This is a genomic window from Aeromonas media, assembly GCF_000819985.1.
Lineage (GTDB): Bacteria > Pseudomonadota > Gammaproteobacteria > Enterobacterales > Aeromonadaceae > Aeromonas > Aeromonas media.
On sequence record NZ_CDBZ01000129.1, the window covers coordinates 1 to 20,271 of the forward strand.

General features: G+C 51.4%; 18 protein-coding genes. 17 read left to right on the forward strand and 1 reads right to left on the reverse strand.

The window, feature by feature from the left end; all coding sequences use genetic code 11:
- Positions 1 to 158: 158 nt before the first annotated feature.
- Genes BN1127_RS10760 through BN1127_RS10800 form a run of 9 tightly spaced genes read left to right on the forward strand, consistent with a single transcriptional unit; the run spans position 159 to position 10,697 of the window.
- Positions 159 to 1,250, forward strand: a complete 1,092-nt coding sequence (locus BN1127_RS10760; protein WP_042649445.1) for a hypothetical protein — start codon at positions 159 to 161, stop codon at positions 1,248 to 1,250.
- Between the two features lie 25 nt (positions 1,251 to 1,275).
- A complete protein-coding gene (cysD, locus tag BN1127_RS10765) occupies positions 1,276 to 2,166 on the forward strand; it encodes a sulfate adenylyltransferase subunit CysD (RefSeq protein ID WP_253264974.1) in 891 nt (296 codons plus the stop codon).
- Between the two features lies 1 nt (position 2,167).
- Complete coding sequence (cysN, locus tag BN1127_RS10770; protein ID WP_042649447.1) at positions 2,168 to 3,574, forward strand: sulfate adenylyltransferase subunit CysN; 1,407 nt, start codon at positions 2,168 to 2,170, stop codon at positions 3,572 to 3,574.
- A complete protein-coding gene (locus tag BN1127_RS10775; protein WP_042649448.1) occupies positions 3,574 to 5,310 on the forward strand; it encodes an SLC13 family permease in 1,737 nt (578 codons plus the stop codon). The genes cysN and BN1127_RS10775 overlap by 1 nt, the downstream gene beginning before the upstream one ends.
- 12 nt (positions 5,311 to 5,322) lie before the next feature.
- Positions 5,323 to 5,928 carry an adenylyl-sulfate kinase gene (gene cysC, locus BN1127_RS21460; protein ID WP_081934540.1) on the forward strand — a complete coding sequence of 202 codons (606 nt, stop codon included), beginning with the start codon at positions 5,323 to 5,325 and terminating at the stop codon, positions 5,926 to 5,928.
- Positions 5,925 to 6,734 (forward strand): glycosyltransferase, encoded by an 810-nt coding sequence (locus tag BN1127_RS21465; protein ID WP_231557474.1) that lies wholly within the window; start codon positions 5,925 to 5,927, stop codon positions 6,732 to 6,734. The genes cysC and BN1127_RS21465 overlap by 4 nt, the downstream gene beginning before the upstream one ends.
- Positions 6,734 to 7,690 (forward strand): NAD-dependent epimerase/dehydratase family protein, encoded by a 957-nt coding sequence (locus tag BN1127_RS10790; protein WP_042649465.1) that lies wholly within the window; start codon positions 6,734 to 6,736, stop codon positions 7,688 to 7,690. Before BN1127_RS21465 ends, BN1127_RS10790 begins: the two co-directional genes overlap by 1 nt.
- On the forward strand, positions 7,690 to 8,715 hold the full coding sequence (locus BN1127_RS10795; RefSeq protein ID WP_042649451.1) for an MraY family glycosyltransferase: 1,026 nt from the start codon (positions 7,690 to 7,692) through the stop codon (positions 8,713 to 8,715). Before BN1127_RS10790 ends, BN1127_RS10795 begins: the two co-directional genes overlap by 1 nt.
- Complete coding sequence (locus BN1127_RS10800) at positions 8,712 to 10,697, forward strand: nucleoside-diphosphate sugar epimerase/dehydratase (protein WP_042649452.1); 1,986 nt, start codon at positions 8,712 to 8,714, stop codon at positions 10,695 to 10,697. Before BN1127_RS10795 ends, BN1127_RS10800 begins: the two co-directional genes overlap by 4 nt.
- Before the next feature lie 337 nt (positions 10,698 to 11,034).
- On the opposite strand, the gene BN1127_RS10805 is transcribed toward BN1127_RS10800, so the two are convergent.
- Positions 11,035 to 12,122 (reverse strand): IS3-like element ISKpn10 family transposase gene (locus tag BN1127_RS10805; protein ID WP_099368947.1). Its coding sequence is split into 2 segments (ribosomal slippage): positions 11,035 to 11,870 and positions 11,870 to 12,122, totalling 1,089 coding nucleotides; the frame shifts between segments, so codons are not numbered across the junction.
- A 98-nt stretch (positions 12,123 to 12,220) separates the two neighbouring features.
- On the opposite strand from BN1127_RS10805, the gene BN1127_RS10815 reads away from it, so the two are divergent.
- The 8 genes from BN1127_RS10815 to BN1127_RS10855 all read left to right on the forward strand — a co-directional run bounded on the left by BN1127_RS10815 (position 12,221) and on the right by BN1127_RS10855 (position 20,156).
- Entirely contained in the window at positions 12,221 to 12,850 is a 630-nt protein-coding gene (locus tag BN1127_RS10815; RefSeq protein WP_197069642.1) for a YjbF family lipoprotein, read from the forward strand.
- 62 nt (positions 12,851 to 12,912) lie between these two features.
- Complete coding sequence (locus BN1127_RS10820; RefSeq protein ID WP_197069643.1) at positions 12,913 to 13,602, forward strand: capsule biosynthesis GfcC D2 domain-containing protein; 690 nt, start codon at positions 12,913 to 12,915, stop codon at positions 13,600 to 13,602.
- Entirely contained in the window at positions 13,599 to 15,683 is a 2,085-nt protein-coding gene (locus tag BN1127_RS10825; protein WP_042649455.1) for a YjbH domain-containing protein, read from the forward strand. The genes BN1127_RS10820 and BN1127_RS10825 overlap by 4 nt, the downstream gene beginning before the upstream one ends.
- An 86-nt stretch (positions 15,684 to 15,769) precedes the next feature.
- Positions 15,770 to 17,497, forward strand: coding sequence for a PglL family O-oligosaccharyltransferase (locus BN1127_RS10830; RefSeq protein ID WP_042649456.1), 1,728 nt, complete (start codon positions 15,770 to 15,772; stop codon positions 17,495 to 17,497).
- Between the two features lie 177 nt (positions 17,498 to 17,674).
- Complete coding sequence (locus BN1127_RS10835) at positions 17,675 to 17,923, forward strand: hypothetical protein (RefSeq protein WP_197069644.1); 249 nt, start codon at positions 17,675 to 17,677, stop codon at positions 17,921 to 17,923.
- Between the two features lie 66 nt (positions 17,924 to 17,989).
- Positions 17,990 to 19,077 (forward strand): IS3 family transposase gene (locus BN1127_RS10845; RefSeq protein WP_111910168.1). Its coding sequence is split into 2 segments (ribosomal slippage): positions 17,990 to 18,242 and positions 18,242 to 19,077, totalling 1,089 coding nucleotides; the frame shifts between segments, so codons are not numbered across the junction.
- Positions 19,078 to 19,086: 9 nt separating this feature from the next.
- Positions 19,087 to 19,329 carry a hypothetical protein gene (locus BN1127_RS10850; RefSeq protein WP_197069645.1) on the forward strand — a complete coding sequence of 81 codons (243 nt, stop codon included), beginning with the start codon at positions 19,087 to 19,089 and terminating at the stop codon, positions 19,327 to 19,329.
- Between the two features lie 173 nt (positions 19,330 to 19,502).
- Complete coding sequence (locus BN1127_RS10855; protein WP_042649459.1) at positions 19,503 to 20,156, forward strand: YceH family protein; 654 nt, start codon at positions 19,503 to 19,505, stop codon at positions 20,154 to 20,156.
- Positions 20,157 to 20,271 lie beyond the last annotated feature (115 nt).

Below are 20,271 nucleotides of genomic sequence, written 5' to 3' on the forward strand. Positions count from 1 at the left end.
ACTGATGCGTCAGCCCTGCCAGTCTGATCATTCCATACTCTAAAGGCGAAATTAGCGCGCTGCAATTAATTACTGGTGAATACGAGTTTTTGTCTCACTCACATTACCTTACACTATCATATATATTATTTATATATAAGTTTTTTCATCTGGATTTTATGTTGATGAATTATGCAGGAATCTTCTTTTGGATTGCTGGATTTATTTTAACTGTCAGGTTCTTGGAGGGGCGGCTCGCAAATAGAAATGTAGAGAAAACCGATCATGTGATGGCAGTCTTGGTTGCATCGGTAGGTTATTGCTCTATTACTAGTGACTTTCCTTGGCTACTTGTTACATTTGAATACGTATATTTTTTTCAGGCTATACTATTACTATTCATTTTTGATAGATACATAAATGGTGGCGTTTCTAATTTTGTTTTTTATTCGTTTCTTTTTTTGTGCTCAATTTTCTCAGAAACTATAGGTTTTACTTCTGTTTTGGTGGTACTTGCATTTAGCTTTCTTGGTGTGTTATTCAGGTTTATTAAGCCGACTGTATTAATAATGGTAGTCGCTACGGTCGTGTTAGCATTGGCATTACAGTTCATTACTATGGGTTTTGGGATTGGCCACGGTGGCCAATCTAAATTAACCACGATTGTCTCGTTGCTGAATGCTCCTTACGCTATATTTTCTATTATAGGTGCATCTATCGTGCAGCCACTGTTAGATGTAGTGGTCTTAAAGTGGATTTTTGGAGAAGAGTTCAGAATTGTACAAAATTTCATTGCTTTTATAATTTCTATTTTCTTTGTTTGTTTTCTTGTATTTTTAATAAAATACTGGAATCGTAAACTTCACATGCTTCCATTACTTTTTATGGCTTATTCTTTTGGGGCTGCAGTGCTTATTATGATTTCTAGATATACTGACTTTGGTATTTCTATATTAGATGCTCAGCGATTTACGAGATTGTTTTCACTTTACTATGTAGGTTTTGCATTTATGATAGCTGTAGTCCCTGGTTTTAAAAGGGGGAAACTCATCATGACTCTGTTTGTTGTGTTGTGCTTTACAACGTCATCTGTGTATCAAATTGAAAATTCACATTATGTTGTGGACTATTTCAATAATATACAGTCTGCTTTTTGGGATGAGAACCACCTCAATGAGGTCAGTAAGACTATCGGTCGTTGCAACAATGGTTTTTGCGATAAAGCGATAGAGTTTTTACGAGAAGAAAAATTAAGTATTTATCACAAGTAACTCACTACAGATTGCAGGTGGCTTTGTGAATCACTTATTAAAGTTGGAAGTAGAAGCGATAGCTATTTTCAGGGAAGTAGTTTCTCAATTTGAAAATCCGGTGATGCTGTATTCCATTGGTAAGGACTCGTCAGTACTACTACATCTAGCACGCAAAGCTTTTTATCCTGGCAAGATCCCTTTTCCTCTGTTACATGTGGACACAGGCTGGAAATTTCGCGAGATGATCGAGTTTCGAGATCGTATGGCGGCCGAACATGGTTTTCAGTTATTGGTTCATACTAATGAAGAGGGACGCGCTCAGGGGATCAATCCTTTTGACCACGGCTCTTCTTATACTGATATCATGAAAACTGAAGCTCTTAAGCAGGCACTGAACAAGTATAGATTTGATGCTGCTTTCGGAGGAGCACGGCGAGATGAAGAGAAAAGTCGAGCCAAAGAGCGAGTCTTTTCATTTCGTGATGTGCAACACCGCTGGGATCCTAAAAATCAACGACCAGAGCTGTGGAATATTTATAATACGCGGATCAATTCGGGTGAGAGCATAAGAGTCTTTCCGTTGTCCAACTGGACTGAGCAAGATATCTGGCAATATATTTACCGAGAGAAGATAGAGATAGTTCCGCTCTACTATGCTGCCCTTCGTCCTGTAGTTAAACGTGGCGGCACCCTCATCATGGTTGATGATGAGCGGATGCGCTTGCTTCCTAGCGAATTCCCAACCTTAAAAAAAGTACGTTTTCGTACCTTGGGCTGCTATCCACTAACTGGGGCGATCGAGTCTGATGCGGATACTTTGCCGACCATTATTGCCGAGATGATGCAGGCGAGGACATCGGAGCGGCAGGGTAGGTTGATTGACTCGGATCAGTCAGCTTCAATGGAAAAGAAGAAAATGGAAGGATATTTTTAACATGGCTGGGAGTGATGTCGTGAGCGAGTTTGATGCCTATCTGGTAGCCAATGAGCATAAATCACTGTTACGTTTTCTGACGTGTGGCAGTGTGGATGATGGCAAGAGCAGCCTGATTGGTCGTCTTCTGCACGATTCAAAGTTGATTTATGATGATCAGTTGGCCGCAATACAACGGGATTCGCGCAAGTTTAATACGACGGATCAGGAAATAGATTTAGCTTTATTGGTTGATGGACTGCAAGCTGAACGTGAGCAGGGGATAACGATCGATGTTGCCTACCGTTATTTTTCCACCGATAAGCGAAAGTTTATTATTGCGGATACGCCTGGCCACGAGCAATACACACGTAATATGGCAACTGGGGCATCCCACTGCGATCTGGCAATCATTCTGGTTGATGCCAAAGGAGGGGTAAAACTACAGACCTGTCGTCACAGCTTTATCTGTTCCCTGCTGGGGATTCGTCATATTGTTGTCGCTATCAATAAAATGGATTTGGTTGCGTACGAGGAAGCTCGCTTTAACGAGATTCGGGATGATTTTCTCCATTTATCTTCTGAGCTGGGGTTTGTTGATATCACTTTTATTCCACTCTCCGCCTTGCGTGGTGACAATGTGGTACAGCCAGGAAACAAGATGCCTTGGTATCAGGGGCCTTGTTTGCTTCCTTGGTTAGAGACTGTGAAAATAACGCAACTCGACGCCGGCTCCTTTCGTTTTCTGGTGCAATATGTGAACCGTCCCAATGCAAATTTTAGAGGGTTCTGCGGTACTGTCGCCAGAGGCAAGATTGGCGTCGGGGAGCCTGTCAAGGTCTGGCCATCTGGCAAAGAGAGCCGGGTTGCTCGAATCGTTACTTTTGATGGTGATCTTATGGAGGCTGCTCATGGAGAGGCCGTGACGCTGACGCTGGAAGATGAGATCGACATCAGTCGTGGAGATATACTGGCCTCTGCTGATGAATCTTGGTGTTCTGTAGAGAAGGTCAGCTGCATGTTGGTGTGGTTACACGAGACCCCGTTGCAACCCCATCGGCAATATGAGATACGCATTGGCACTCGTACCCTTACCGGATTTGTGGACTCTATCGATTATCGGGTCAATATTGAAGACTTCGCCCACCATTCAGCCGCCCATCTGCAACTTAACGAAATCGCACACTGTCAACTCCGGTTCACTATGCAGATACCGGTTGATCCCTATGCAGAATGTCATGAGACGGGGGCACTGATCATTGTGGATCGTCTGACCAATGCAACCATGGGAGCCGGTATGGTTATGCAGGTATTCGAAGAGAAGTCAGTTTCAAAACACAGTTACAGTGACTTTGAAATTGAACTCAACGCATTAATTGGCAAACACTTCCCTCATTGGGGGGCAAAGAATCTGAAGGATGTGCTGTGATGACCATGATGGCGTGGTGGGTGCTGTGCGTTTTTATCGGCACCCTGCTGGCGTTAGCGCGCTGGCAAGGCCAAGCGGATCGTATTTTCGGATTGGTGTTGATGTTGCTGTATATACCAGGTGCGATCAGTAGTGAAGCCTTGTTGGCCTGCGCAGCCAATAACGGTCTAATCACTCTGGTGTTGCTTATTTGCATGGGATTTGTGCTGGAAAAAACACTGCTGCTGCAACGGGCCGCCGCCTGGATGCTTACTATAGACTTTGAACGCTGTTGGTGGCGAGTGATGTTGAGCAGCATCGCCAGCTCTGCTTTGTTAAACAATACGGCCATAGTGTCGATCATGTTGGGGCCCTTGCGGTCAGTTAACCATCACCCTGCTCGTCGATTGCTCCTACCAATGACTTATGCTGTGTCGATGGGGGGGATGCTGACACTGGTTGGTACCTCTACAAACCTGATTGTCAATTCCATGATCATGGAAGCAGGCTTGCCCGGTTTGCATTTGCTCGATTTTCTCCCTGTCGGTACGGCTGTTGTGGTGGTTGGTATCTTCTGGTTGTGGTGCCGCCGCTATCAACTGTCTGCGCACCCATTGAGTTCGGAATCAGTTGAACATTATCTGGTGGAGGGGCGTCTAGAGCCTGCTTCACCACTGGTGGGCAAAACGGTGGCGCAGGCTGGGTTGCGCCATCTTCAACGTTTATTTCTGGTAGAAATTGTCAGAGCCGGCGAAAAGATCTGCCCAGTGCCACCACATGCTCAACTTGAAGCCGATGACCGTCTGTTGTTTTCCGGTGAGTCGGCATCATTTGGCTTATTGGCACGTTTCAAAGGGTTAGTTAGCTATGCGCAACGGCAAGGGTTAAAAGCGGATGAGTTGACGGAGGTACTGGTATTACCAGACTCTTCCCTTTGTGGAATTCGCCTCAAGGAGTCTAATTTTCGTGCCAAATTTGATGCTGCAGTGGTGGCTATTCGTCGTAACGGAGAGGCGCTGAGTGGCGCTATGGGCGAACAGATATTGTGCCAAGGGGATTTTTTAGTACTCGCAACAGGGAAGGATTTTTTGGGGCGAGCAAACTTGGCCAAAAATTTCCTTATTATACGGGGCGCTCGACCGGCTACGACCATTAAACCGTTGACTGAGTGGTTGATGATCTGCGGATTTTTACTGGCTATCATTCTGTCGGCATGCGGGGTGCTTTCTTTATTCAAATCTATGGTTTGTTACTTGGGGATCTTACTTATATCAGGAACGTTGACACTTAATGAGCTGCGTCGTCGTTTACCTTTGGGCCTCTGGTTGATCGTGATGTCTGCATTGGCAATGGCGAAAGCAATGGATGCAAGTGGATTAATGGCGGTTATAACTGAGTCGGTGGAAGTCATGCTAGTTGATACACAGCCTCAACTGGCCTTAATAGGGATGCTGATAGCTACTTGGATGGTAACCGAGGTAGTCACCAATAATGCGACAGCGGCTATGATGACTCCCTTGGCATTGGCATTAGCACAGGGAATAAATGTATCACCATTGCCATTTGTAATGTCGGTTGCATTTGGGGCTAGTTGTAGTTTTGTCAATCCTTACGCTTATCAGACCAATTTGATGGCATTGAATGCGGGTGAATATCGTCTAATCGACTTTTTACGGTTGGGGTTACCTTTAGCACTGCTTTATCTCGCGGTCGTTGCAACTGTTATTCCTCTGCTGTTTCCATTTTTTCCCTCATGAGGGTAATTTCTTATGAATGACCTGACATGGCACACTCACCGAATATCACCAGCACTGAGAGCTCAGCAAAAACACCAGTTGCCGGTTGTACTCTGGTTCACAGGGCTAAGTGGCTCAGGTAAGTCGACGGTTGCGAATCTGGTTGATGAGAAACTCTATACCAGGGGATATCATGGGTTTGTGCTTGATGGCGATAACATTCGGCATGGATTGAATGGTGATTTGGGTTTCAGTGATGCAGAGAGAGTTGAAAATATTCGACGAATTACTGAAGTCGCAGCCCTTTTGGTTGAGGCTGGTCTCATTGTTTCAACTGCATTTATATCCCCTTTTGCTAGTGATAGATCTTTGGTTAAAAAACGATTAGGAACACAGTTTATAGAGATTTATGTTAATACAGAACTATCGGTTTGTGAGCAACGAGACCCCAAGGGGTTATACCGAAAGGCAAGAGCGGGTGGTATCTCGCATTTTACGGGAATTGATTCACCCTATGAAATCCCAGCTAATCCTGACTTGGTGTTGGATGCAGGTGTTCTTTCAGCTGAACAGTGTGCAGAGAAAGTAATTACATATTTGTTGCAAGGGGGATGGTTATTCAAGGAGAGGGAAAAGTGAGTGCTATATCATTATCGATGAGCCTTGTCACATACACACCAGATAAGTATCTGCTAGAAAAAACACTATTTTCTATATCTAAGTCAGTTGTACAAGCTGGAATAAACGCTCATCTTACCTTGATAGATAATACACCATTTCCGCGTATAACTATTGATCTCCCATGGCTAGAGTATAATTGGTCTCATTCCACTAACTTGGTTCAATATGGGAATAATCCTGGGTTTGGTGGAGGGCATAACTTTGTACTGCAAGAGAAGGTTGCTGATTATCACTTAGTGCTAAATCCTGATCTTGAGGTCGCTCCCGATGCGCTGGAAAAAGCACTCAAATTTATGGACAAAAACCCCGAGTGTGGATTGTTAACACCGCATGCAACATGGGAAGATGGTGAGGTACAACGGCTTTGCAAACGCTATCCAACCGTATTTGATTTATTGCTGCGTGGATTTGCTCCTGCGAGTGTGAAGAGGTTATTCCAGACGCGCTTGGCAAAATATGAGATGGCAGATCAGCTTAATAATCACGACGTGCTGTGGGATCCACCCATTGTCAGTGGTTGTTTTATGCTGTTTCGCACAGATGTTCTGCAGCAGCTCGGAGGGTTTGACCCTCGCTTTTTCCTCTATTTTGAAGATTTTGACATCAGTTTGCGGGCAGGAAAGATCAGCCGGATTGCTTATGTCCCTCAGGTGAAGGTCGTTCATCACGGTGGGCATGCATCCCGCAAAGGCTGGCGCCATATCTGGATGTTTGGGCGTTCCATGGTGACTTTCTTCAATATTCACGGTTGGCGTTGGTGGTAATGGCAGCTATCAAAAGTACAGTCTTGGTCACAGGTGCCAACGGATTTGTAGGCAAGGCGGTCTGTGAACACTTGCTGGCGCAGGGGGCGAATGTGAAAGGTGCGGTGCGAAGTCACCCGCTGGCTTCTTACCATGTTCAGGCTCCCTCTCTGACTGCGGATGCCAACTGGACTGCCCAATTGCAACAGGTGGATGTGGTTGTTCACTGTGCTGCCAGGGTGCATGTGATGTCGGATACCGCGACAGATCCCCTGACGGCTTTTCGAGCGGTGAATACAGAGGGTACTCTCGCTCTTGCCCGGCAGGCGGCTGACGCAGGAGTAAAGCGCTTCATTTTTATCAGTTCGATCAAAGTGAATGGCGAGCAGACCGAGCCAGGCAAGCCATTTGATGAGAATGTGCAGAGTCAGCCAGAAGATCCCTATGGACGCTCGAAGTATGAGGCGGAGCAGGGGCTGATGGCACTCGCGAAAGAGTGTGGTATGGCGGTAACCATCATTCGTCCTCCTCTTATTTACGGGGAAGGGGTGAAGGCTAACTTTGCCAGCATGATGACGTGGGTGCGCAAAGGGATCCCACTCCCTTTTGCCCGTTTGAACAATGCGCGCAGTTTGTTGGCGTTGCCTAATCTGTGTGACTTCATTGCCCATGCAATAGCGCACCCTGCCGCAGTGAACCAGGTCTTTTTAGTCGCAGATCCCGTCGCAGTGTCGACGTCGCAGTTATTGGCGGCGATTGCAGAAACAGAAGGGGTTGCCTGTCGGTTGTTTTATCTCCCACCAGGAGTGATAAGAGGGCTTGGACGCTGTTTGGGGATTGATGCCAAGCTACAACGGATTTATGGCTCTCTGGAAATGGATACCGGTAAGGCTCAGAGCCGATTACAATGGTCGGCACCCTATTCGCTCTCTCAGACCCTATCTCTGATGGCATCTTCCCATAGTGAGTCGTCTTGATGCTGGCATTTGTTTTGTTGTTGATGTTTTGTCTTTTTCTTTCAATCACCATGACCGGCCTGCTCAGGCGCTACGCCCAGACCCGCTTGCTTGACCAACCCAATCATCGCAGTTCGCATCAGGTGCCTACCCCGAGAGGCGGTGGAATGGCTATCGTGGCGACCTTTCTGCTGGCAGCCCCGTTGTTTGTCACCCTGATCCCACTGTCCTCCGGCATATCCCAGAGCAGCTTCGCATTGATATGGGCTGCGGCGCTGGGCATTGCACTGGTTGGTTTTATCGATGACCACATCTCTCTCAAGCCCCGAACCCGCCTGATTGTGCAGAGCATGGCTGCAGCCTTGGTGGTATATGCTGTTAATGGTTTGCCAGAGCTGACTTTCTTTGGCTGGCAGCTGGATCTCGCCTGGTTCGGTTATCTACTGGCCTGGCTGGGGGTGATCTGGTTTATCAATCTGTACAACTTTATGGATGGCATCGACGGCTTGGCGGCAGGCGAGGCCGTTGTCGTTTGTCTCTTCATGGTGTTATTTCATTATCTGGTTGGGGGTCAGTGGTCGTCTGCTAGCTTGACCCTGCTACTGGGGATCTCGGCTGCGGGCTTCTTGTGCTGGAATTTTCCACCGGCCAGGATCTTTATGGGGGATGGTGGCAGTGGTTTTCTTGGCTTGATACTGGCATCGCTGATGCTATTGGATGCCGCCTCCACTCCTCAATTCCTGTGGGCATGGCTCGTCATGCTAGGTGTTTTTGTGGTTGATGCTACCTGGACGTTGCTGAATCGCTATCGTCTGAAGTGTCGCCTGAGCGAGGCTCATCGGACCCATGCATTCCAATATGCGGCGAGACGTTGGCAGAGCCATCGCAACGTGACATTGGCTGTGCTTCTTATAAATAGCCTCTGGCTTGCGCCGATCGCTGTCATGATAGTACTGGGCCAGCTCGATGGTGTTATCGGTCTGGTCATAGCCTACTTGCCGTTAGCTTTTCTTGCGTATCACCTGAATGCAGGAGTACCAGAATGAGAAATGAGCTTTTACCCGGTGGTAGCTGGCTACTAACCTGCCTGGGCTCCCTGTCACGTGCCAGTAAGCGTACCGTATCTGTCGCCGTTGATATGATCCTTATTACAATGACCTATTGGGGGGCGTACTGGATAAGGCTTGAACACAGCTGGCCAATCGATAGCCTTCATCATTGGGCTCTGCTGGGCGCCATCATCATCGTCAGCATCAGTTTGTTTGTGCGGCTGGGGCTGTATCGCGCTGTGTTGCGATATGTCAGCTTTCGAGTGCTCTGGACAATCTCGCTAGGGGCATTTCTTTCAACCTGCTTCTTTGTTATCTCTGCGTTTTACTTCGATATCTTCCTGCCTAGAACGGTATCAGTTATCTATCTCTCCTTTTTGGTGCTGCTGGTCGGTGGTGTGCGGCTGTTTTTTCGGGCGCTGCTCAATACCACCCGTTTAGCGCGTACCCAAGTATTAATTTACGGTGCGGGTTCTTCGGGTCGCCAGCTGCAAATGGCCTTGTTGCAAGGCAATGAGTTTTATCCCGTCGCCTTTGTCGATGACGATCCTGCCAAACACGGGTGTGTGATCCAGGGGTGTACCGTTTATAACAGTGCCCAATTACCAACCCTGATTGACCACCATGGAGTGCAGAAGATATTGCTGGCCATGCCGAGCAGTACCAGGGCTCGCCGTCAGGAGGTGATCAATGCACTTGAGCCACTGTCTTGCGAAGTGCTCTCTATCCCGGGAATGGCCGATCTGGTCAATGGCTCTGCCCGCATTGATCAGCTCAATGAGGTCTCCATTGACGATCTGTTGGGCAGAGATCCGGTAGAGCCAGTGACCAAATTGATGGAGGCCAACATCAAAGGCAAAGCGGTCATGGTGACCGGTGCCGGTGGGTCTATTGGCTCTGAGTTGTGTCGCCAGATATTGCGGTGCCGACCATCCACCTTGGTACTGTTCGAACTATCTGAATATGCCCTCTATGTCTTGCATAAAAATCTGCGTGAACAGTGTCAGCGTGAGGGAATCGCAACGGATCTAGTGCCTTTACTGGGCTCAGTTCAGCGCCAACATCGCCTCCAGACAGTGATGCAGAGCTTTCGCATCCAGACCGTCTACCATACTGCCGCTTACAAACATGTTCCACTGGTTGAGTTCAACATCATTGAAGGGGTGCGTAACAACGTATTCGGCACTCTTTATGCTGCTCAGGCAGCCATTGAGGCAGGGGTGGAAACATTCGTGCTGATCTCTACCGATAAAGCAGTACGGCCTACCAACACCATGGGGGCGAGCAAGCGCCTTGCTGAGTTGATATTGCAAGCCTTAACCCGTGAGAAACACAACACCCGGTTTTGTATGGTGCGCTTTGGCAATGTCCTCGGGTCTTCTGGTTCAGTGGTGCCGTTATTTAGGCAGCAGATAGACAAGGGCGGACCCATTACCCTGACTCATCCTGACATCATTCGTTATTTCATGACGATACCGGAGGCTGCCCAGCTGGTGATCCAGGCGGGTGCAATGGGGGAGGGGGGCGACGTCTTTGTGCTCGATATGGGGCAACCGGTACGGATCATGGATCTGGCCAAACGGATGATACGCCTTAGCGGTCTGACACTGCGTGATGAGCTGCGGCACGATGGTGATATTGCCATCGAGGTGACGGGTTTGCGGCCGGGTGAAAAGCTCTACGAAGAGTTGCTGATTGGTGATGATGCCAGAGGAACGGAACATCCGAGGATCATGGTGGCACAAGAGAGCTGGTTGCCTTGGTTGCGACTGCGCCCCTTGCTGGCCTCCTTGGATGACGCTTGCCACCGCTTTGATCAACAGCAGGTGCGCGACATCCTGATGCATGCGCCTGCTGCATTCGAACCGACGGATGGTATCTGTGATCTGGTGTGGCTGGCGAGGCAGCAGCTACCGCCAAGTGATAATGTTGTGCCGTTACCCTCTCATAACATAGATTTTTTGCTTGCTAATCGCTGATTTTTTATATATTTATCTATTTTTTGGCGCTTTTTTCAGTTCCGAGTTGTATGTTTTTTAGTCGATCGGGCCAAGCGTGGACTAGATTGGCTACTTATTTCAGCAAACTACTGGTAGAATGTGGGCCCACCTGTTCGGATTCATCCCACACACTTGTGTGTAAGTATAAGTGTAATATGAGCAGAATATGATGAGTACCATGAATGGCAACATTCTGTCGCAATTCTTGTCAGCAGTAAGATATCGCAAATTACACACTTATTTAGTGATGTCTTTAACAATATGAAGAAGCTGCAAGGGTAATCCCCCCATTTTTAGGGGCATTCAAAAGTAGAGGTCATGCGGCCTGTGCCAGACGCTGTTTCGGCGTGTAGCCACCCAGCGCCATATTGGGCCGCTCATGGTTATAAACCCACAGCCAGTTCGTGGCAAACTCCTGTAGTTCATTCAGTGACTCAAACAGGTAATGGCCCAGCCAGTCGTAGCGCACCGTGCGGTTAAAACGTTCGATGTAGGCATTCTGCTGCGGATTTCCTGGCTGGATATAGCCCAGGGTTATCCCCTCCTGTTTCGCCCATCGCTTGAGCTCTTCGCTGATGTATTCCGGGCCATTGTCACATCGGATAATGGCGGGCTTACCTCGCCACGTGATCACCTGCTCCAGCGCCCGTTTGACTCGTGAGGCGGGTAAGGAGAAATCCACCTCGATGCACAGCGCTTCACGATTGAAGTCATCGATCACATTAAACAGCCGCACCGAGCGGCCATCGCTGAGCTGGTCATGCATAAAGTCCATCGACCAGCACTGATTAGGCTGGTCGGGAACCGCCAACGGCTCTGGCTTAGCCCGAACCAACCGTTTCCTGGGTTTTATCCGCAGATTGAGCTCCAGCGCCCGATAGATCCGGTATACCCGTTTGTGATTCCAGCCAAAGCCTTGGACGTTGCGCAGGTACAAAAAGCATAACCCGAAGCCCCAGTTGCGCTGGCTGGCCGTGATACGTAGCAGCCAATCGGCAATTTCCTGGTTTTCATCGACCAGCACGGGCTGATAGCGATAGCAGCTTTCACTGACCTTGAAGATCCGGCAAGCCAGACGGATGGATATGGCGTAGTGAGTCACGGCTTTGGTCGCCATCTCCCGGCGGGCAGATGGCGTTACCACTTTTTTGCCATGGCCTCGGTGATTATCTCTGCCTTGAGGCGCTCCTCGGCGTACATCTTCTTGAGGCGGCGGTTTTCGTCCTCCAGCTCCTTGAGTCGAGCCATGAGGGAGGCATCCATCCCCCCGAATTTGGAACGCCACTTGTAGAAGGTGGTCGTGCTGATGCCATGCTCGCGGCAGAGCTCCGGGACGGGAGCTCCAGCCTCAGCTTGTTTGAGGATGGCGATGATCTGGGTATCGCTAAAGCGTGATGTTTTCATGTAGAACCTCCTGCGTTCAAGGTACGGGAAAATTCTACTTATGAGCACCCTGGTTTTTCGGGGGGATTACCTCTTATTCCCCCTCCCGATTATTGGCATTGTCAGCCACTTTTTTATTGGCTGGCTGCAGTACCTCGACCCATCAGACAATCGAAACCCTGGGTTATGTGTTTAACAAGCCTGATGATATTGTACTGACATCATCCGAATTGAGAGCGTTGCCCTATGCGAGTGCCTATATCAAGGTGGGGGATTTACCCCAGGCCTTGGTCGTGTTGGCTTATGTCAATGGCCCCCGCATGTCATGGATGAGTGCCGATGGTGCTATGTTCGTGACCCAACATGGGCGCTTGATTAAAACAGTGGGTTTGCCAAATGACTTGCGCTATCTGGGGAGTTTGGATAAGGATCCATTGAAGACCTCTCGTGTAGACAAGACGCCATCAATGGTGTGGTATAGCGTAGCTGAGTGGTCGAAGCAATACACCAGTGGCTATCCCTTGAGCATGCATTACACTCAGGCGGGTCATGAGGTTCTGAATATTATGGACCGCCCCTATAAGACAACGATTGTAGAAGAACATGTCGTTACTGCCCCGAATGAAGAGCGATGGCTGAATCATTTCTGGATTGATGAGCAGACAGGTCAAGTTCGTAAATTCCAGCAGCAATTAGGCCCTTCCTTGCCAATGATAGAAATGACATTCCTTAAGTCCTATTCATCATGAAAATAATATATAGCATATTGCTCGCCACCTTGGGGCCTTCCCCCGTTATGGCTGATGTGTCCGTGTCTATTTGGTGGCAAGGTCAGCCGAAAGAAGCACTGACTCATCCCCAGTCCATGTTTTTGAGTGAAGCGTTGTTAAACTCGGCAGTCTCCCAGTACGATAACTATTGGCCTGTCGCCCATATTTCTACCCCTGCGCGTCAAAAGGATATTGAGTATCAACAGCAAGCCTTGCTGAAAGATCTCACCTTGTTGGCAACGTACTGGCAACAGCATGATGAAGATGAACTCGCCCATTCCGCTTTACAGTTGCATCAACAGTTACAGCAATTGCATTTGACGGGTCGTTTCGAATTTCCTGTGGATCCGGATATCAGCCTGGTACCTTCAGGTGTCAACCCCATATTGCAAGGGGATTATCAGCTCTATCTGGCCCCTCGTCGCCCGAAAATTTATCTGGCCGGTTTGATCGGTCACCCCGGCGAAGGCCCCGTTTTGCCTGCTGCAGGGTTACGAGAGTATTGGAAGAAGCTGGATCTCTTGTCGGGGAGTGATGACACCGGTGCTTATCTGATTGCACCCAGTGGAAAACCTGAGTGGATCCCCGTTGCTATCTGGAATGAACGCCATGTCGAAGCCATGCCGGGAGCGACCCTGTTTGTCGGTTTTGCGCCAAGTGTGTTGCCTGAGCAGTATCAAGACTTGAATAAACGCATGTTGACGTTGTTAGCGAATCGGATGCCCAAATGACCTACCCAAGACTCTCACTGATTGCCCTGCTGGTATCCTTTGCAACTCACGCCGATGCTGACATTTTTGAGCCGTTGGGACCATCACAAAGTGACTTCGGCGGAGTTGGCCTGTTGCAAATGCCAACCGCCAGAATGGCTAAGACGGGTGAATTCAGTGTCAATTATTTTGATGATGATCAGTACCGTCGCTGGTCCATGTCAGTGCAGCCGTTCGACTGGCTTGAGGCCACGCTGCGTTATACCGATGTGAGAACCCGCCTCTATAGTGCAAACCCCGATTTCAGTGGCGACCAGACTTACAAAGACAAGGGAATGGATGTCAAAGTCAGGTTGCTGGAAGAGTCTACCTGGATCCCGAATATTTCTCTGGGATTCCGTGACCTGATGGGAACGGGGTTGTTTGACAGCGAGTATGTTGTTGGCAGCAAACGTGTTGGCCCGTTTGACTTCACCCTTGGCATGGGCTGGGGGAATATGGGAGAGAGCGGGAATATCACTAATCCTTTTTGCGAGTGGAAGGATGATTGGTGTTCCCGCGATGGTAGTTATTCCAGTGGTGGTGGTAAGTTTGAAACTGGGAATATGTTTCATGGCAATGCTGCATTGTTTGGTGGTGTGGAATACCAAACGCCTTGGCAGCCACTTAGGTTAAAATTGGAATATGATGGTAATGATTATAGTAATGAATTTGCCGGGAAAATAGACCATTCATCACCCATCAATATAGGTGCTGTTTATCGCCTGTTTGATTATATGGACACTCATCTTAGTTATCAGAGAGGAAACACTCTGATGTGGGGTGTCACTCTTCGTACCAATTTTAATGATCTACGCCAGAATCATTTGGATGAACCACGCCCTGTATATTCAGAGAATAAGGTCCCAGCTGATACCTCTAAGGTCGATTGGTCAGCAATGGCGGGGCAGTTTGAAAGCAATGCTGGTTGGAATTCGGCATCACTTTATAGTGGACAGAATACTGTAACCTTGCTGGGACAACAGCATAAATACAGAGACCAGCAAGAAGCTCTCGACCGTACGGCTTTGGTTGCGGTTAACCATCTGCCTGAGACTATCGACGAATTGAGAGTCATCGAACGCCAGCGTGACTTCCAGCTGCAAGAGACAGTGATTGATCTTGATTCTGTACGAAAGGCTAACCAGCCCCAGATCCTTGGGCAGGAGACGGTGGCAGTAGATCATCAAAAAGTGCCAGACCCTGTTCAGGGGGATGTTCGCTACCAATCTGAACCAGAGTGGTTCTCTTATTCATTTGATCCTACCCTGACCCAATCTTTCGGTGGTCCTGAATCATTTTATATGTATCAGATCGGTATCAATGCCAATAGCGAGCTGCGCCTTACTGATAAAGACTGGCTACAGGGTACGTTGTTCTTCAATATCGCGAATAACTACGACAAATTTAATTACAAGACACCACCAGCAGACACTGATGCACTGCCGAGAGTGCGAACCTGGGTGAGAGAGTATGTCGACTCGTCCAATGTCTTGCTGAATAATCTCCAGTTAACCCATATGGAGCAATTTGGTCAGGAGTGGTATGGCCAGGCATACGGTGGATATCTGGAAATGATGTACGCCGGGGTCGGGGGAGAGGTGCTTTATCGTCCTTTCGGTCAGTCATGGGCTCTGGGGTTGGATACCAACTGGGTCAAGCAGCGTGATTGGAACAATACCCTGAAGATGGCTGACTACGATGTCGCAACAGGTCACCTGACTGGCTATTGGCAGTTGCCTTTCATGGACGATGTCACCGCTAAGGTAGCTGTCGGACGCTATCTGGCTGGTGACCTGGGTGCCACTTTTGATTTCTCCAAGCGCTTTGACTCCGGGATTGTGATGGGTGCATACGCAACTTTGACGGATGTTTCGGCCGAAGAGTATGGGGAAGGCAGTTTCACCAAAGGCATTTACATCACGATTCCCTTTGATCTCATGTTGATTCGCCCCACCACATCCAAAGGAACCATTGGGTGGGTTCCTCTGACAAGAGATGGGGGGCAAATGCTCAGCCGTAGTCATACCTTGTATGACATGACTGAACGCCTGCCGTTGTAAATCCTTTCTCGGTATTGATTCGCTAGTCTGATGAGCCGTGATAGTGTTTTCACTGTCACGGCTTTTTTATGCATGATGAGGCATAGATGGGAAGAGAGTGCAGTTTGGTTCATAAGGTTTTTTGGGGAACATCGGTCTTGTACTGGCTGCTGGGCATGCACTTTTTCATGCACAACCCGGGCGGGGCCGGGCTCTATCTGCCCTTCAACGCCTGGGGCTGGATATTCGCGAGCCTGGTGATGGCGCTGGGACTGTGGCAGGTCACCCTCAGCCAGCGGCTGGTGGTCTCTCCGCTGCTGACGGCGTTGTGGCTGGGGGCCTTGCTGCTGCTGCTGCCCGTGGCCTATCCGGGCTTCGAGCTCAAGGACTATGCCATCCCCCGCCTGTTGGGGCTGTTTGCCGGTCTGCTGTTTCTCGCTTGCCTCTATCAATGGCGACTGGACCGTCAGATGCGGGATCGGCTGCTCTACCTGCTGCTGGGGGCGGTGGCCATAGAGGCATTGCTCGGCCTGGTACAGTACTACCTGCTGGTGCCGGGCAACTGGATAGGTTATGACACCAAGACCAATCGCCCCTATGGCATCTTCCAGCAACCCAATGTGATGGCGAGCTTTATGGCGACCGGGCTTGCCTTGGCGATCTGGCTTCAGATGCGGGGGCACGCCAACCACTGGCTCAAGGGGCTGCGTCATGGCGTGATCCTGGCGACCGCCTTGCTGCTGGTGGTGCTGCAGTCCCGGGTGGGCCAATTGGGCGGGGCCTTGGCTCTGATCCTGCTGCTGCCGCAGTTGCATCGCGAGCGACAGCTGGGTCGGGTGTTGGGGCTGGTTGGGCTGGGCATAGCGCTCGGGCTGGCATCCCAATACTGGATGGCGGGGGCCAGGCGGGGGCTGGAGATGTATCAGTCCGGCGGCATGAGATCCATCTACTGGCCCTATGCCGCCAGGCTGATTGCCGAAGCGCCCTGGACCGGCTGGGGCTATGGCAGTTTCGAGTCCGTGTTCCTCCAGCATTACATGGCGGACAAGGCGCTCAATCCCGCCATGGTGCAGATCGAGTACAACCTGGATCACCCCCACAACGAGTTTCTCTACTGGGCGGTGGAAGGGGGGCTGGCCCCCATGCTCGGCATGGCGCTGATGGGCGGGGCTCTGCTGTGGCGACTGGGTAGGGCTGGCTGGGTGAAGGGGGCGGCCTTGCTGGCGCTGGTGATCCCCATACTGCTGCACACCCAGACCGAGTATCCCTTCTACCACGCCATCGCCCTGTGGTGGGCGCTGCTGCTGCTCATCCATGTGCTGGATGCGGAAGTGGAGGAGGGGGGAACGGCTGGCCACGCCAACTGGCGGGAGTATGTCTACCGCCCCTGGCTCTTGCTGCGTTTCCTGGCCATTGGCATTCCCCTGATCGTCGTCCCCTTCATGCTGACGGCTCTGCATACCGCCTGGGTGGTGACCAAGTATGAGCGTGGTGGCTACAAGCAGCCTGCGTTGCTGCTCGACATCGTCAACCCCATGGCCTGGCTGACCCGGGTGGAGTTCGACGTCAACGCGGTGCGCCTGATGGTGGGCCTGCAGGCCAACAACAAGGCCGAGCTGGAAGCTTATCTCGACTGGGGGCAGTCGTTCGTGCGTCATACCCCCAGGGCCAACATCTACGCCAACATGGTGATTGCCCTCAATGCACTGGGGCGGACCGAAGAGGCCAGCCGCCTGCGCACCCAGGCGCTGATGCTCTATCCGGGTGAGCCCTTGCTCACCGCCTCGGCGGCCAAGTCGGTTGCCGCTACCCTGGAGCCCAAGCCCTCCTCATGAGCGGGCCGGGCACCGCTTTCCCTTCTCCCATCACGGCCGCCTTGCGGCCGTGATCATTTCCACCTCAGGCAAGCTCACAGTCAGGATCGGCGGTGTAGTCTCCCGAATGGGGATGGCGGGGCTGCGCAGGTGCGGTGCCGGCGCCATCGGGTCTCAGTCGTCATCGGAGTCGACATAGTGAAGAAGATTTCATTCATGGTTACCAGCCTGCTCATCCTGATGGGCACACCGGCCCTCGCAGGCACCAGCGCCCAGGTGGAATACGGCACGGTGCAAGAGAGCCGCATTTTGACCCAGGAGGCGGCACCCCAGCAGGGCGGAACCCGGCCACTTCGCACCATAGGAGCCGCGGCCCTGGGGGCGGCCGTCGGCAGCCAATTTGGTGGTGGCTCGGGCCAGACAGTCGCCACCACTGTGGGGGGGTAATCCCCCCGAAAATTCGGGGTGCTCATAAGTAGAATTTTCTCGTATCTTGCACGCAGGAGGTTCTACATGAAAACATCACGCTTTAGCGATGCCCAAATCATCGCCATCCTCAACCAGGCCGAAGCAGGTTCACCCGTCCCCGAGCTATGCCGCGAGCATGGCATCAGCAGCGCCACCTTCTACAAGTGGCGCGCCAAGTTCGGCGGCATGGACGCCTCCCTCATGGCCCGTCTCAAGGACTTGGAAGAGGAAAATCGCCGTCTCAAGAAGATGTATGCCGAGGAGCGCCTCAAAGCCGACATCCTCCAGGAGGCCATGGCAAAAAAGTGGTGACGCCATCTGCCCGACGCGAGATGGCCACCCAGGCCGTTGCTCACTGCGCCATCTCCATCCGGCTCGCCTGCCGGGTGTTCAGGGTCAGCGAAGGCTGCTATCGCTACCAACCGGTACTGGCCGAAGAGAACCAGCTCATCGCCGATTGGCTGCTGCGCATCACAGCCAGCCAGCGCAACTGGGGCTTCGGGCTCTGCTTTCTCTATCTGCGCAACGTCAAAGGGTTTGGCTGGAACCACAAGCGGGTATACCGGATTTATCGGGAACTGGAGCTCAACCTGCGGATAAAACCCAGGAAACGGCTGGTGCGCGAAAAACCGGCAGCGTTGGCAGTGCCTGAAAAACCCAATACCTGCTGGTCGATGGACTTTATGCACGACCAGCTCAGCGATGGCCGCTCGGTGCGGTTGTTCAATGTGATAGATGATTTCAACCGGGAAGCGTTATGTATCGAGGTGGATTTTTCGCTCCCCGCCTCGCGGGTCAAACGGGCATTGGAACAGGTGATAGCGTGGCGTGGCAAACCTGCGGCCATCCGCTGTGATAACGGTCCGGAATACATCAGCGAGGAGCTCAAACGCTGGGCGAAGCAGCATAACATCGCGCTGAGTTACATCCAGCCAGGCAATCCGCAGCAGAATGCCTATATCGAACGGTTCAACCGCACAGTGAGATATGACTGGCTGGGGCATTACCTGTTTGAGTCGTTGGGTGAATTGCAGGAATTTGCCACGCAATGGCAATGGGTTTATAACCATGAGCGGCCCAATATGGCGCTGGGTGGCTACACGCCAAAGCAGCATCTGGCGCGGGCCGCCTGACCTCTACTTTTGAATGCCCCTGAATATGGGGGGATTACCGGGGCAGTGGCGGGGGCCGAGGCTTCCCGTCGCCGTCAGGGCAACCAGCAGAGCGTGCAGGGCAAGCAGACGGTCGAGCTGCTGATCAAGACCGAGGCGGGAAAACTGCTCAACGTCGTGCAGGATCAGGAGCCCGCGCTCACGTTCAGCAAGGGGGACAAGGTGCGCATCCTGACCACGGGAACGGATACCCGGGTCGACAAGTCCGTCTAGGGGGGTTGCCTGGCGGTATGATGCCAGGGGGTTAGCCCCCTGGTTGCGGCCGGATTGTACGATGTTTCATCAAGGGTTTCATCGGCTCGCAAAAATGCGGTTCAGTGCTGGACGGCGAGAGCGCCTTGGCTAAGATAACCGTCTTAACGTCTTGTTTGGCAAGGGAGTATGAAATGGAGATAGTACTAGGCCCATTAGAGGCTCGCGTGATCGGCTGCCTGATAGAGAAAGAGATCTGCACGCCGGATCAGTACCCTCTCTCTCTCAATGCACTGGTCAATGCCTGCAACCAGAAGAGCAATCGTGAACCCGTGCTCGAGCTCGCCGAGCTGGATATCCGCGCCGTCATCGACGAACTGATCCGCCGCCGTCTGGTGGTCAACACCGCCGGCTTCAATGCCCGGGTGCCCCGCTATCAGCACCGTTTCTGCAACACCGAGTTCGGTGAACTGAAGTTCAGCGCCCAGGAGCTCGGCATTATCTGCGAGCTCTTGCTGCGGGGCCCCCAGACCCCGGGTGAGCTGCGCTCGCGCACCAACCGGCTGTGCAGCTTCGACGATGTGACCGAGGTGGATGCGGTGCTGGCCGCGCTGGTCGAGCGGGGCCCCTATGTGGTCAAGCTGCCCCGGGAGCCGGGCAAGCGGGAATCCCGCTATGCCCACCTGTTTGGTGGCGAGATCGATCTGGAAGCCCTGGCCGAGGCCGCCCCCGCCAGCAGCTATGCCTCTCCTGCCGCCGATCGCCTGAGCCAGCTGGAAGAGGAAGTTGAGCGCCTCAAGTCGCAGTTGCAGGCCCTTGAGGCCCGTCTGGCGCACCTGGAAGGCTGAATTCAGCGAGTTTGCTTACCCTATCAAGAGGCGCTGCGGCGCCTTTTTTCATGCCCCGTTGGTCGCCCGCAGAGCGCCTCGTAGAGGATGGCCCGCCCGGCCCCCTGTCCCCGCT